The following is a 15020-nucleotide window of genomic DNA, read 5'->3' on the forward strand; positions in this document are numbered from 1 at the left end:
AGGGAACGCAGCACTGGGGAAAATTATCGGTTCAAGGACTGTCTACTTCGCTTGGCCGGGTGGTACGTTATTCGTTAAAAAGTCGATTACGGCTCGCGTAAAGGCATGGTTGGAGTCACCGGCAACCATGTGGCCTGCCTGAGCGACGCTGATGCTCTGTGCGTGAGGAACTGCGTCCAGAAATTCGGCCATCACGTTTTCGCTCACCACATCGCTGATGCCTCCGCGCACGATCAGCGTCGGTACAGTTAGCGAGCGGGCTGCCCGATAAAGCCGTTCTTCGTGTTGTAACTGTTGGTCAGGAGCCGAATTGCGTTGCCATAACGCCAGCATCTTCGGGTCCCAATGCCAGTAATAGCGTCCCTGCCGAAAACGGAGATTTTTCTCCAATCGGCTGTGATCCGACGGTCGGGCTCGGTTGGGTAGATACGAAGCGACAGCGTCGGCGGCTTCGTCCAGACTGGCAAATCCATCCAGATTGCGGCTCATGAACGAAAAAATGCGCTCAATTCCTTTTTGCTCGGCACGGGGAGCGATATCGACAAGCACAATGGCCGTGCACAAGGAATCACTTCCGGCGGGCCGCTCTCCTTCGGCAATCAGTGCGGTCATGCCGCCCATGGATGCGCCGACAAGAGCGGGCTTCCGATCAAGCTGAGCAATCACCGCTCGCAAATCATGAGCCAGATCATCAAGGGTGTAATGCGCTTTGGGAGACCAATCGCTGTCGCCATGCCCGCGAGCGTCGAGGGCGATGGCGTACCAGCCCGCGTCGGCCAAAACGTGTGCAGAATCGCCCCATGAATGACGTGTTTGCCCACCACCGTGTAACAGTAACACCGGCTGGTTCGCAGGGTTTCCGACTGCTTCAGCTGTTACGAAAAAGCCGCGCTTCTTCAAGCCCGGCTCTTCCAAGCCGGACTTGGTTTCGAATCTGAGAAGTGGCATACAGTGTCGAATAAACGGTACGGAAGGTGGCCCGCTTCTTCTGTCAGCCTGTTAGAGCGATGGTTTAAATTCCAGATTGATATCTGATTCCACACCGCTGACCGGCGCCCGTTGACGAAGCGTCAATTTTGTACGCGTCAGTTCGACAATCGGGAAGTTTCCTTTAAACCCGTTCACATCTACGTCCATCGATTTGAAGTCGGGTGCCAGCTTCCAGGTTCCCCCGTTAGGAATCTGACTAGTCAAGCGATTGATTGCCCGAACGGTACCGTCCGATCGAAACTGCATATCAAGCTCGAACAGAACAAGTGTATTGGTACCCATCTGTCCCACGCTAATCGTTTGGTCGTTGGTGTTCGACACGCGGTCGAGAAGCCATTTGTTCGCTACCAGCAATTCCGTTTGCGAAGCAGCTGTCGGCTCCGGGCTGCTGTTATCTTTTTTGCAATTAAAAAGGAAGGCCAACAAAGGCAGTAAAAGAACAAATATGCGAACGTGCTTCATAATAGAGCAAAAGGCTTGTTTTATGGATGGAAGAAACGCGTGGTTTCCCAACATGCGTTTCCTGACCAGTCGATCTGATGGCTTAAAATTCACTAGTTTCCGTGAAAAAACATAGTTACTCACCAAAGAAAGAAGGCTAAACTGCTCGAATGGATACGATCGTATCGGGGAGCGTTGGCTAAGGCAAGCTCCTTGTAAGAGCCACTCCCAGCAGGGGAACAGAACCGGATGACCCTATGGATTGCAAGGATAACGGAAAGGAAAGCAGGCGGAGATGTAAGTGGAATCGTGAAGGTGCAAATTGCACTTACCGGAGATCGTGACTCAACTGCATGTGTTAGTAGTACAAAGAACCTGTTCAGCTATGACAAAGCCTATCGTTATGGTGCGTGGATAAAAACAGAAAGTTTGACAGTGAAAATCTGGCTTTATCAGCTGAACAGGTCTTTAAAAGACTGTGGACTACCTCTCTTTGATGACCCAAAGGTATCAAAACCTCCATAAAGCCACTTTCCGATTTGGGACAGTTTCTTACAGATCTGGGACATATCCAGTTAATTATGCTTAAATCATGCACTTTTTTGACACTTTTCGGACGCGATTGCTCAAAATGAAGCTAAGCTGGCACAGACGAGGTAAGTAACCAGCGAACTAGTTCGATAAGAAATCGCTGGGCGTTTTTTTGTAATATTCCTTGAAGACTGTCGTGAAATGGGAGGGTGTTTTGAAGCCTACCAGATAAGCCGTTTCGCTGGCACTATGACCGGCTCGTAATAAATCGACGGCCTTCCGCAGCCGGTAATTGCGAATGAGTTCGTTGGGGGCAAGGTCAGTCAGACTACCCAGCTTGCGGTACAAGGTTTTGCGGCTCATCGCCATATTCTCGGCCAGCCAGTCGACGGTCAGTGTGCTGTCACTAAGGCCAAGATGTTCTTCCAGTAAGGCGTAAATCTGATCGAGAAACGGGTTTTTTGTGTCTTCGGGTAATGTCGGTGCATCAGGTTGCGCCAGCTGCTGCCGGTATTGTTCACTTAATTTTTGCTGCCGACTAATGAGATTTCGTAACCGAAGCCGAAGTTCGTCCAGATTGAACGGTTTGTTTAAATAATCGTCGGCTCCTTCCTGCAATCCTTCCAGACGGCTCGGGTGCGACGATTTAGCGGTGAGCAGCAAAACCGCAATGTGGTCGGTTTCGGGATGACTTTTGATGTTTCGAGTAAGTTCGTAACCGTCCATAAGCGGCATCATTACGTCCGAAATGACCACATCGGGAAGTTCAGCCTGCACCAACTGCCAGCCTTCCTGACCGTTGGGGGCGCTCATTACCCGGTAGGCAGTAGCTAGTTCCGCAGCCATAAACTCGCGCAGGTCGTGGTTGTCTTCTACCAGCAGCAGCAGGGGCGCGGACGAAACATCAACAGGAGTCGTATCGGGCATGACCCCGGACGGTCCTGGGATAAGGTCAGGAAGAAGATCGCTGACCGAATGGATCGGTGTCGATGGCCTTGGCGAAACGATACCCTCCTCCGTGGTTGCCAACTCGACAGGAAGGAGAATAGTAAAGGTTGTTCCCACGCCCACCTGGCTGTCAACGGCAATGGTACCGCCCATCAACTCGATGAGTTCTTTAACCAGCGCCAGCCCAATACCAGTGCCTTCGTAAGCGCGGGTATGCGACGAATCGACTTGGTAAAAACGGTCGAACACGTGAGGGAGCGATTCGGCGGGAATACCCGAACCCGTATCGGAAACGACAAGCTGTAGCGTCGTTTTTTCGTCGGTGATCACCCCATCAAGGGGCTTTAGCGAGATGGTGATGCGTCCGCCCGAGGGGGTGAACTTTACCGCGTTTGATAGCAGATTCACGATTATCTTCTCCCACTTATCTGCATCAAATTGTTGGCGCGACGAACTTAGTTCGCTCGTGTACGTCAAGGCAATCGCTTTGTGCTCAGCCGCTGGCCCGAATGAATCGACAAGTTGCTGAACGAAGTCGTCGAGTTCGCCGTGCATCAGCGTCACGGGCATACTTGCCGCTTCGAGTTTCGCCAAATCCATCAGCTGATTGATGAGCCGTAGCAAATGCTGGGCATTCCGATTCACCAGCGACAAGGTTTGCCGAGTGGATGGATTAACAGCGGATTCCTGTATAAGCTTTTCAACGGGCGAAATGATAAGCGACAGGGGCGTCCGGAACTCATGCGTGATGTTGGCAAAAAATCGATTCTTTATTTCATTAACTGCTTGAAGTTGTTCGGCTTCGGATCGTCTGAGCGCTATTTCCTGCCGTTGACGAATGCGGTCGGTCTGAAAACGGAGGTAGGCCCAGATCATTCCGCCGAATGCCAGCAGGTAGAAACCATAAGCCCAGTAGGTAGCCCACCAGGGGGATTGAATTCTCAGATGCACAACGGCATTGTTCGCACTCCAGAGTCCGTCATTACTGGCTGCCTTTACGCGAAATGTATAATCGCCGGGAGACAGGTTCGTGTAATTAGCAAAATGACGGGTGCCGCTTGGAATCCACGTTTTATCGATGCCAACGAGCTGATAGGCATACTGACTTTGCTGGGGAAGGGTGTAGGTCAAGGCGGCAAACTCAAACGACAGAAAGTTTTCGTCGTGGTCTAATTGGATAAGCGTATCCAGCAAAGGCCGGCTTTGATTTTTGACTTTAAAGTCGGTGATCGTTACGGGAAAGGATTTATCATTAGCCTGAATACTGTCGGGGTTGAACGAAACAAGGCCGTTCAAACTACCGAAATAAACACGATTGCCTTCGTTGAAAACCGCGTTTTCCAGAAACTCATTGCTCGGAAGCCCCGCGTTGCTATCGTACGTTCGAACGGTTTTCGTGCGGGGCTCATAGCGGCACAGCCCTTTGTTGGTACTCAGCCATAAAAAGCCCGCTTTGTCGCCGGTAATAGCAACGACCCGGTTGCTAGGTAAACCATTCTCGGTTGTAATCGAGGAGAAGTGGCCTGTTTGCGGGTCAAAGCGATTCAGCCCGCTCTGGTTGGTCCCCGACCAGATAATACCCTGTCTATCTTCGTAGAACGTAAGGATTTCGTTGCTGTTTAGTTGGTTCGGTTTCGTTCCGGCTGAGAAGTGCGTGAAGCGAGACGTCGTTGGGTCTAACCGACTTATGCCTTTTCCATTAATACCAACCCAGATAGCACCGGTTCGGCTGGCCAGCAGCGCATAGACGAACTTATCGGATAGCCCGGTTGGATTGGCCGGGTCATACTTATAGTACGTATACTGACGCGTACCGGGGTCAAAGGAAGCGATGCCGCCTTCACCGCCGAGCCAGATCTTACCGTCGGGAGCGCGACTGAGTAATTGACCGGGAACCTCGGATGGATACGCTGTAAATCGTCCGGTTGCCTGACTGTAGTGATAAAGACCATCCCAGGTGCCGAGCCACATACCCGTTGCGCCATCGGGCAGCAGCGAGAAATAATAATTCGTATGCTGAGCCGTGCTGCCCAACGTCTGGGGCGGAACTACAGATGCGTGCTTGCGGGATGCGTCGATACGGTATACCGAAAACTGATTGCTGAGCCATAATTGATTTTTGGGATCGATCAGCAGGGTATTTACTTTGTTGTCCAGCAGATTGGCCGTGCCAAGACTGGGTTTTACCTGATAAGTAGTAAACGCTTTTCGGTTCGAAGCCTGTTCATCGATTCCATTGTCCGTACCCACCCAGATTGTACCGCTTCGGTCGATGTATACCGCCTGAACATTCGCGCTGCTTAGTCCGTTGGGCTGATCACCCTGCGGTCGGAGTGTGGTGATCTGGTGAAGAGTGGGATGAATACGCTGCAAACCGTTTGTCGTGCCGATCCAGATAAGACCCTGCGCATCAGCTTGTACAGTGTTCAAACAAACATACCGGTTGAGATTGCCACCTGGGTTGTACGGTACTAATTGCAGCGAAGGACGACGAAGGTCGAGTTGAAAAATGCCGTCGCCAGCCGTGCCAAGCCAGAGCGTTTGATTTTTGTCCAGATGGAACGAGTTGAAAACAGGCTCGTTACCTGTTTTGGTCATGTAGCTCAGTAGCGTATACCGACCCGTTGCCCGATCGAATTGATACAGTCCTTTTAACGTACCGACCCACAATCGGTGTTGCGGATCTTCAAATACGCTTTTGATGGGCATATCGCGCTGGGGCGTCGGATAAAGGCGGAAGCGCTGGGCCGACGGATCGTAGCGAACCAGTCCGTTATAGGTACTTAGCCAAAGAAAACCCTGACTGTCTTCATACACCGACAGCTGGTTGTTCCACCGGTGCGCGTTCTGCGTACGGATCGGATGCTGGGTCATCCGTCCTCTTTTTTTGTCAACCTCGTACAGTCCCCCGCCTTCGGTAGCTGCCCAAAGCCGACCGTGCCGATCTTCGCAAAGCCCGGCTATCCGACTGCTGTGCAGGCTGGTCAACTGCGCAGCTGAATCCGGTTGAACGACCGTAAACGCGTACCCATCGTACTTATTCAGGCCCTCGTTGGTACCAAACCACATAAAGCCGTCGCGGTCCTGAAGGATGCAGTTGACGGAGTTATGCGAGAGACCATCTTTGTTGGAGAGGTGGTTGAATCGAACCGTGGTTGACTGCGCAACAACAGGCGACAAACCAGCATGTCCAGTGATAGTGATTATTAGATAAGTACAAAAGAAGAATTGACGATACGCGGTTGTTGATCTAGTGTGTCGAGCAGAGAAAACGACTTCTGATTTATCGTGCTGATACTGAAAAAGAAAGCGACTAACCAGGAAACGAAGAAGCGCTTGAAGAACGATTGAGCTACGGGAGATAGATACGGTTGGCATTCGAACTGGCTCACTAGAGTATACAGCAAACGAAAACTAGTTTGTAATTCTACCTAGTACGCTAACCGATACTACGAGTAAGTAAGAATTAGTACGGGTATAAAATTAGTTTGGCTGCCTACCAAAGATACGCAGCCAAATTAATTTTTTGATGACTTAGAAAAGCTAAGACTTATTTTTCTGTACAATTCGCTAGCCGTTGATGTCATAGCAGAACCCGTAATCTGTTTGCTATTGCACTTGTTTGCGCTGCGCAAGATAATCGGCAACTTGTTTGATATTCCGACGAGAAACTTCTAAACGTAAATTGTTTATCATAATTACGTAACCGGATGGTTGTCTGCCACTTATGAGACTATATTCGGAAATTTTATCGACGTTGATAAGTGCGTTTTTGTGAATGCGGAGCAGATCAGGCCATCGTTCCAGGTACCATTTGAGGGTACGGCTACGGTGCAAACAATCGCCATTCAAAAAATAAACGTAACTATAGTTGACGTCGGCGGTAATGGCTACTACCTGGTCAATGTCGAATTTATGACGTACACCTGCTCCTGGACGAGCTTTCATAAGTGGATAATATTGGTGAGGATAGCGCAAAGTAAATACATCATTTTGATGAACAAAGTTTCGTTTTTAATCGCACCATAAAGATCGCACCAAAATTTATAATGCAATATGTTGATTCGTAGATATTTATACCAAACACTAAATAAATGCTCTGAGTGTATGTTTTCCTGCTACGTAGAAATGAAGGAAGCTAAGCAAGGACTCGTCATCCAGTGCTGCTATCTATAACGTAAGCACCAAAATCTATAAAAATAAATATACACGTTATGGCTTGTAGTGTACTTAATTGCTCAAGATAATCAACGGAAAGTGGAACGGACTTCGCATGACATAAGCAATACCACAAAATAAGGTTTTACTAATCATGTCGGTACGTTAAGATGAGTATAATATACCGTTTTGTGTAAGTAATAAATTAGTAGTTAGTATAATTTTTTACATGGATTTATATGAATATATTCATGTATATCGAATAATAAATTCTCGAGTGATTAGGTCTGTTAAAAAAACATTAATTACTCAATTTATTACTAGGTTTGTTCTAGTCAAAAACTATAATAAGTGCAATCCTGATAAACTATCCACGCTCATGAACTCTTCTTTACTTCTTCTCGTAAGGTTTACTTCGTTTACCCAACAGAATAGATAAAAGCCAGTAGCAGACAGAACGAAGGAAATACGGTTGCAGACGAAACGCGCATACCCGATCCTGCGATTTGTCAGGTACCAGTAACGTAACTGGTCACACGACCAGCCAAAATAAATAATCAGCGCCTTATCAATCAATAGCGGGCGCGATGCTTTTCACAAAAAGGCTAATTCTTAAAAACGACCCACAGGCGTGGGGTAGGGAATACTATGTCTAATTCAAATTCATACATCATCTTATTGCTATAACGGGTCATGTTGCGCTCATCGGATGCATGCTGTATGCCGGTTGCACGTCAACTGTTCCGCTCCATAATTACCTTAAATTTTTGTAATCAATCACCTTTAATAAGACTACCTCACACAAACCTTTACATGAGAACTGTACATTCACGCACTAGGTTATTTGCTTACGGATTATGTCTGGCGGCTGCCCTGTATAACTGTAAGACAAAAGAAGTAGAATCGGTCACGCCGTTTACCTACACGTTCAAGGGCCTCGACAATGTGAAACTGCCCGATGTTACGCCAACAGCCCCGGCTGCCGTTTCGGTGACAGCGGCATCGGTCAATTCGTCAACCGTAGCTGCGGCTGTTACCAGCGGCCTGTCTAGTATGACGGCGACGGGACAAGTACCCGCGTCTGTGCAACAAGCGGCTACCAATGTTAGCAAAGCCGTTTCGGCGGAAAAAGCGGCTGCCATCTCGGCTGAATTCACGCCAGCCGTAGTTAGCAACCTCGCATCAACCGGAACAATGCCCGCGAGCCTGAAAACGGAAGTAGCGGCCATCGCGAGCAACCCCGCTCTTCAAGCGTACTTGCCTACGTTTACGATGCCACAGGTCAATGGTAAAACGGTTGGCGGGCGCTTGGGCGCGGAAGGCATTAATGCACCCGTCGCTGTTGCGAACGCTACCACGGACGATGCCTGCGCAACGGCAGCCAACGCGGCTTACGCATCAGCCGTTGCCAGACTCGATGCTGCCAAGCAAACGCAATCGGCTCCTATTAACGCGCAGTATACATCGGCTCAGACAACCATTCAGGCAGATGCTACCGCTTGTAAAGGCAGCAAACCCGCTACGTACGATGGGTATAGAGCCGCTGCTCTGCAACAACTCAATCAGGGGTTGTCGAATCTGAATGGCGTTAAAACCATACTGGGCGATGCGACATTCAACCTGCTGACCGTGCTGTATTATGTGGCTTACAGCCAGGCTATAACCGGCATCAATACTTTACAATCGGCTGATACCAGCACCTGTGATGTTGTGGCCAGTGCCAAGCTTGCCAATGCGCAGGCCGCCCGGGATGCCGATCTAAGCAAAATCAATAGCAATTATAATGCAGCCGTTACCTCGCTTGCAACCGCTCGCAGTCAGGCTATCGCCAGTTGCCATAACCAGGGTAATGGAGGTCGGAAAGGTGCCGACGAATAAGAGTAAGGAATAAACATAGTCGCACCATCACGTAGTCATAAAACGATCTCATGAAAAAAAGATACTTCCCTTTATCATTCGCTACCCTGGCGCTGGGCCTGTTCATTCAGCCGTTGACTAGCCAGGCACAGGTTAATTTAAAATCCATCAGCGTTGGGGCCAGCTATTGGAATCCGTCGCTGGACTACTGGAATAAGCGTTCGTTTCTGGTGGAATACAATGGTGGTCAAGGCGCTAAACTGTCGGGAGCCATTATGCCGACTGCCGCGCTTGAAATCGGTCTTGTCAAAGGACTTTCGATTGGCGGACGGGTTGGCTACTGGTCGAAATCAGTGTCTAGCGCGCTGAGCAGTGGCGGTATCAACCGGACCGAGGAGTTGAAACTATCGATCATTCCCGTTTCGCTGGATCTGAAATACACCTTCGCCAAGCCACAGACGGACGGATCATCGGAAACAACGAAAGAGCCTTTCCTGACGCCGTACATTGGCGTGAGCGTCGCGCGGTATTTTGTCAATAACGATTTCTCCCGGCAGGTAACGAGCAATACGGGGTCGGTGAACGAAAAGCAGGCGGGCAACAGCTACGGTGCGCAGGTATTCGTCGGTGCCGAGCGGAAACTGGTGAAGAAACTGTACCTCGCGCTTGATGTACGCTACCATCTGGGCAACTACAATCAGGCCGTTCGGACGGAGACTACCAGCACGACCGAGAAAGTTAGTCTGAACGGCATCGAAGCCGGACTCTCGGCACGGTTTAAGTTCAACTAAGCGAAACGTACGATAATTCTGATTGACGCGTAAACGATTACCTGTAGTGATACCTGCCGTATATACATATCCGTTCAGAAAAGTGCAGCGCCGTAGGACCAGTAAAAAGGTTTTTATGGTTGGGCTGGTGCTGCTTTGCGGTATGTATTCCACGCGGCTCTGGGCGCAGGTAAACGTTTCCGGTAAATTAGGATTGATTTACATTCCAACGGCTGAAGTACAGGAGGACGGGACGTTTTCAGCGGGCTATGCGTATAACCCGAAAAACTATGCTTTCCGCTTCTACAAAAAGAATTCGGAAAGTATCGCGTTCGTCAATCTGGCTTTCCTGCCCCGGTTTGAAGTCAATATCAATCTGTTGAATCCGAACGGGCCTATACCATTCATGGGTAAAGGCATCGGAGATCGTCAGATTGATCTGAAATACGTGGTGCTGACCGAAAAAGCGAAGCGTCCATCGGTTGCGGTTATTCTTTCGGCGCCTTTCGGAATTGACAACTCGCTGATCACGAACGCAGTCGTTGCTACCAAGCACCTGACTCTGACTAAGTCGATCACGGCTGCGGTAACAGTCGGTGTGGGTAGTCCCTATTCGATTTATCGGGCCGAGGTAAAGAATAGTCAGAACTCGGATATTCTGTCTGGCTTTACGCTGACCGATAAACGGGATAAACCTTACTACTACCTGGCTGGACCCATTGGTGGCGTAAAATTCGACTTCGCCAAAAAGGGGGGAGTCATGGTTGAATGGGACTCGCAACACCTAAACGTGGGTGCTTATGCCTTGCTGTTCAAGCATTGGACCGTGCAGGCGGGTTTGCTAAATGGCGATCAGCTTACGCTGGGAACGTCCTGCGCGTTCAACGTTCTTCGGTTACCTAAAGGACTCAGGAAACATGAAGGGGCGTAGTCGCGTGGGAGAAAATGCACGGAGCATGGCGAGTGGGGGGCTGCGGAACGCGTTGCTGGTGGCACTACTCGGTCTGGGATTCGCTTGGGAAGGTGTTGCGCAACAGCGTAATGTACTGCTGAATTACGAAAACCTGTCGGTTGACAGTACGGCGCATCGGGTGTATTACGAGCAGCGGTTGTACCGCAACCCGCTAATCGGTATGCTGGAACTGGCAAAGCCCCTGGCGTCAACAGGCATTAACGAGTTTGTGCCGCTCTATCAGGGTGTCCCGATAGCTCGGTATAAACTGGCTTCGACGATTGGCACGACCGTTCTTTCGAAGGAGGAACGGAAGGCGTGGGCAAAAACGCACCGGTTTGATAGCCGCCGGTATAAGCTTGACTTTCGGTTGCAGCCTGAGTTTGTGGCTCAATTCGGCTTTCGGGAGCAGACGGTAGAAAGTAAAACCAATCTGCTGTTGCAAAGCCAGTTGTACCTGAGTCGTGGGCTGGTGCTGAACTGGGGCGTTTTGTTTCCAATCGTGAATAAGCTGGACAACCAGACGTTGAACGTGCGACCGGCTCCGACTTATCTGAACCAGTTTCTGGCGTTGGACGGAACGAATTTTATGAGTCTGTCGGCGGGGCTATTTTACAATGACCAGTACGGTGCCAATGTGCAGTACCGTCACGCGGACCCGACAAAAAACTGGTCGTTTGGGGCGGAAGCCAGCTATACGGGCTTTTATTACTTCCCGCAGAATGGCTTCTACTACGGATCGCCGGAGCACCTGATGCTCCTGGCAGATGTAACTTACCGCATGCCAACGCATGATATAACCATCAAGCTATCGGGTGGGCAGTACATGTACCAGGACCGGGGCGCGCGGCTGGATGTCATTCGGCAGATGGGCAGCGTCGAAATTGGGTTTTACGCCCAGAAAACGGTAAACGGAGGGACGGGCGGATTCAATTTTGCGATTCCTATTCCGCCCGGACGGATTGCACAGACACAACGGCTACGACTGCGGACCACCGAAGAGTTTCGCTGGGAGTATGCCTACAGTCGGGGCTATAACATCGGGACGAGGTATCGGCTCGGTTATCAGCTGGATGCGCTGCTTCGGCAGTACCATCAGCGTTATTTACAGAATCAGTATCAGTAGTTAATTGACGTGAGAGTATGAATTTGCGCAAAATACGGGCACAGGCGGTTTATCTGGTTATTGGCGTGTGCGCGTGCTTATCCAGTTGCATTTCCAGTAAAGAACTAGCGTTGTATCAGTCGGATGCGGCTGGGAAAGATACCATTGCGTTGGCTCCCCGCTACATACCGACCATTAAAGCCGGTGATGTGCTGTCGGTGCAGGTAAGCAGCCTGAGTCCCGAAGCGACGGCCTTCTTTAACCCCTACGCAACGATCACGATGGCGGAGCGGGCTGGTGGACCACAGACGACAACGCCAACGACCCCCTTGCCGTATACGCCGGGCTATCTGGTGAACGAAGAAGGAAAGATCGAACTGCCGTTGATTGGTCCGCAAACCGTTCTGGGGTTGACTAACACCCAGGCCGCAGCGCAGATTCGGCAGAAACTGCTTGAATACCTTAAAGAACCGACCGTGAACGTGCGTAACCTGAATTTTCAGATTGCCATATCGGGTGAGGTGGCGCGTCCGTCGCTTTTTTCGATTCCGAACGAGCAAATTTCGTTGCCCGCTGCCCTGGGTCTGGCTGGCGATATCACCATCTACGGTCGTCGGGACAACGTGCTGATCATTCGTGAAGAAAACGGACAGCGGACGTTCAACCGCGTTGACCTGACTAAACGGGATATGTTTAAGTCGCCTTACTATTACCTGCGTCCTAACGACGTGGTGTACGTTGAACCCGGCAAAGCACGCGTTGCCAACGCCGACCGGACGTACCAGACATTGCCGATTATTCTGAGTGCTCTATCCTTTATAGCCATTATTGCTAGCCGTTTTTAACACCAACCGACATGGTTACGAATCCAAACCCATATACTCCTTACCAGGCTTACGAGATCGAGCCACAGGTTAACCTCCGTGCCATGCTCATGCGGTATGTGCGCAACTGGCCCTGGTTCGTGGCTTCGTTGATCCTGGCGCTGGCGGCTGCCTACGTGTATTCGCTGTACCAGTCGCCGGTCTATAAAGTACAGGCCAGTCTGTTGATCAAAGACGAAAAGAAAGGCATGTCGCAGGAGAGCCTGATGAAAGAGCTTGACCTGTTCAGCAGCAGTAAGGTCGTGGAGAATGAAATGGAGATCCTAAAGTCCTTCACGCTGATGGACCGGGTTGTGAACAACCTGGGGCTGGATGTTCGGTATTACCATCCAACAAAAACCGTCAACAAAGAAATCTACAACGAATCACCCATTCGGTTGCTGGTCGAGAAGCCGGTTTCGGAGCTGTACAACGAAGAACTGGAAATCTCCTTTGTGGATGGGAAGACGGTAAAGCTGAACGGAACGGCTTACCCCGTGAATCAAAGCATCAAGACGCCCTACGGCCAGCTACGCGTATTTGCCCGTAAGCCCTTGACGAGCGTTCTGGAACCCGTTATTGTCGCAGTAGCCGATCATGCGGGTGCGGTAGAAGGCTACTTGGCCGGATTGAAAGTAGAGCCAACGGCGAAACAATCGACGGTTTTGGTGATGACGCTCGAAGAAACCGTACCAGACAAGGGCGAAGCCATTTTGAACCAGTTGATCAGCGAGTACAACCGGGAAGCCATCGTTGATAAGAACAAAGAAGCCAACAACACGCTCAACTTTATTGAAGACCGGCTGGCTCTCATTTCGGGTGAATTGTCAACCGTTGAGAAAGAGGTTGAACTGTATAAATCAACGCAGGGCATTACAGACCTGAGCGTACAGGCGCAAACGTTTCTGACGACGGTCAAAGAAAACGATACGCAACTGACGGAGACGAACATGCGGCTCAACGCCCTGAATGATATTGAGCGGTATATTCAACATCAATCGAATGAGAAAGGATTAGCCCCGGCCACGCTAGGATTCAGTGATCCGATTTTGACGGGCCTGCTGACGAAAGTAGCCGAACTGGAATTGAAGCGGGAAGAAGTATCGCGCACCATGTCGCCGAATAACCCGTTGCTGCAATCGCTGGATAGCCAGCTGAAAACGATGAAGGCCAGCATTGGGGAAAACGTTCAGACGATTCGCCAGCAGCTGACCAGCAACCAGAACCAGTTAGTTGCCAACAACAAGCGCATCGAAAGCATGATCCGTACGGTTCCCGGCAAAGAGCGGGCACTCCTGAACATTACCCGGCAACAGGCAATCAAAAACGGGCTGTATACGTACCTGTTGCAAAAGCGGGAAGAAACGGCCCTGTCGGCGGCTTCGACGGTATCGGACAGCCGGACGGTGGATGCGGCTCGGACCAGTAGTAAACCCATCAAGCCGGTTAAGCTGATGATCTTTGCCTTGTTTGCCGCCTTCGGTATGCTGGTTCCTATCGGGTTCATTACGGCCAAGGATGCCCTGAACAACCGCGTATTGCGTCGTTCGGACGTAGAAGACGTAACCCAGATTCCAATTTTGGGCGAAGTCGTAAAAAGTCGTCAGCTAACGGCGGACAACCTGGTATTCAGACCACGGATGCAGTCGGTCGTTGGCGAACAGATCCGGGCCATTCGGACGAACCTCCAGTTTTTACGGTCTGACCCGCACGACAGTCAGGTGCTGCTCTTTACGTCCAGCATTAGCGGAGAAGGAAAATCGTTTATTTCGTTGAACCTGGGGGCTAGTCTAGCGCTGGTAGACCGCCCGACGGTGATTCTAGAAATGGATTTGCGGAAGCCCAAGCTGCACAAGAGCCTACACATCGAAAACCGGGCCGGACTGAGCAACTACCTGATTGGCGAAGCAACCATTGATGAGCTGTTACAACCCATCATGGGGTACGAGAACTACTACATCATTACGGCGGGTCCGCTGCCCCCGAACCCGGCTGAGTTGTTGAGTTCACCCCGACTGGCTCAACTGTTCAGCGAATTGAAAGAGCGGTTTGACTACGTGCTTGTTGACTCGCCACCAGTAGGCCTGGTAACCGATTCACAACTGATTGCTCCCTTTGCCGATGCTACGATGTTCCTGGTGCGCCATGATCATACACCGAAGAACCACCTGAAAATGGTCGATACGATGTACAAGGAAAACCGCTTCCAGAAACTAAGCATCATCCTGAACGGTGTAGGCGAGGGCGAATCGTATTACTACAACTATAGCTACGGCGATTACTACGGCGGCTCTTCCAAAAAAGGTCAATTGGAGAGCGGTGCTTAGGTGCTAACCGAGTTCGTGACACGCAGATTGCTGATTCACTTTTTTACGTGCAACACCAACTACTTTAACGAAAATGCT

10 protein-coding genes are annotated in these 15020 nt (G+C 50.4%); 6 read left to right on the plus strand and 4 right to left on the minus strand.

Annotated elements, in window-relative coordinates; genetic code table 11:
• Nucleotides 1-42: 42 nt before the first annotated feature.
• The 4 genes from M0L20_RS17910 to M0L20_RS17925 form a co-directional block, all read right to left on the minus strand.
• Nucleotides 43-948, minus strand: a complete 906-nt coding sequence (locus tag M0L20_RS17910) for an alpha/beta fold hydrolase (RefSeq protein WP_248478356.1) — start codon at nucleotides 946-948, stop codon at nucleotides 43-45.
• A gap of 51 nt (nucleotides 949-999) precedes the next feature.
• Nucleotides 1000-1452, minus strand: coding sequence for a hypothetical protein (locus M0L20_RS17915; RefSeq protein WP_232562311.1), 453 nt, complete (start codon nucleotides 1450-1452; stop codon nucleotides 1000-1002).
• A 651-nt stretch (nucleotides 1453-2103) separates the two neighbouring features.
• Nucleotides 2104-6090, minus strand: a complete 3987-nt coding sequence (locus tag M0L20_RS17920; RefSeq protein ID WP_248478358.1) for a hybrid sensor histidine kinase/response regulator transcription factor — start codon at nucleotides 6088-6090, stop codon at nucleotides 2104-2106.
• Nucleotides 6091-6519: 429 nt separating this feature from the next.
• Nucleotides 6520-6858, minus strand: a complete 339-nt coding sequence (locus tag M0L20_RS17925) for a LytTR family DNA-binding domain-containing protein (protein ID WP_248478360.1) — start codon at nucleotides 6856-6858, stop codon at nucleotides 6520-6522.
• 1023 nt (nucleotides 6859-7881) lie between these two features.
• Here M0L20_RS17925 and M0L20_RS17930 point away from each other — a divergent pair.
• The 6 genes from M0L20_RS17930 to M0L20_RS17955 all read left to right on the plus strand — a co-directional run bounded on the left by M0L20_RS17930 (nucleotide 7882) and on the right by M0L20_RS17955 (nucleotide 14942).
• Nucleotides 7882-8946 (plus strand): hypothetical protein, encoded by a 1065-nt coding sequence (locus tag M0L20_RS17930; RefSeq protein ID WP_248478362.1) that lies wholly within the window; start codon nucleotides 7882-7884, stop codon nucleotides 8944-8946.
• 50 nt (nucleotides 8947-8996) lie between these two features.
• Nucleotides 8997-9716, plus strand: a complete 720-nt coding sequence (locus M0L20_RS17935) for a hypothetical protein (RefSeq protein ID WP_248478364.1) — start codon at nucleotides 8997-8999, stop codon at nucleotides 9714-9716.
• An 82-nt stretch (nucleotides 9717-9798) separates the two neighbouring features.
• On the plus strand, nucleotides 9799-10626 hold the full coding sequence (locus tag M0L20_RS17940) for a YjbH domain-containing protein (RefSeq protein WP_248478366.1): 828 nt from the start codon (nucleotides 9799-9801) through the stop codon (nucleotides 10624-10626).
• The gene (locus tag M0L20_RS17945) at nucleotides 10613-11773 is read left to right on the plus strand and encodes a YjbH domain-containing protein (protein WP_248478367.1); all 1161 of its coding nucleotides are present in this window, start codon (nucleotides 10613-10615) and stop codon (nucleotides 11771-11773) included. The genes M0L20_RS17940 and M0L20_RS17945 overlap by 14 nt, the downstream gene beginning before the upstream one ends.
• Nucleotides 11774-11790: 17 nt before the next feature.
• Entirely contained in the window at nucleotides 11791-12597 is an 807-nt protein-coding gene (locus M0L20_RS17950) for a polysaccharide biosynthesis/export family protein (RefSeq protein ID WP_248478368.1), read from the plus strand.
• 11 nt (nucleotides 12598-12608) lie between these two features.
• A complete protein-coding gene (locus M0L20_RS17955; RefSeq protein WP_248478369.1) occupies nucleotides 12609-14942 on the plus strand; it encodes a GumC family protein in 2334 nt (777 codons plus the stop codon).
• The last annotated feature ends 78 nt before the right edge of the window (nucleotides 14943-15020 follow it).

This window comes from Spirosoma liriopis (assembly GCF_023196085.1).
Taxonomy (GTDB): Bacteria; Bacteroidota; Bacteroidia; order Cytophagales; family Spirosomataceae; genus Spirosoma; species Spirosoma oryzicola.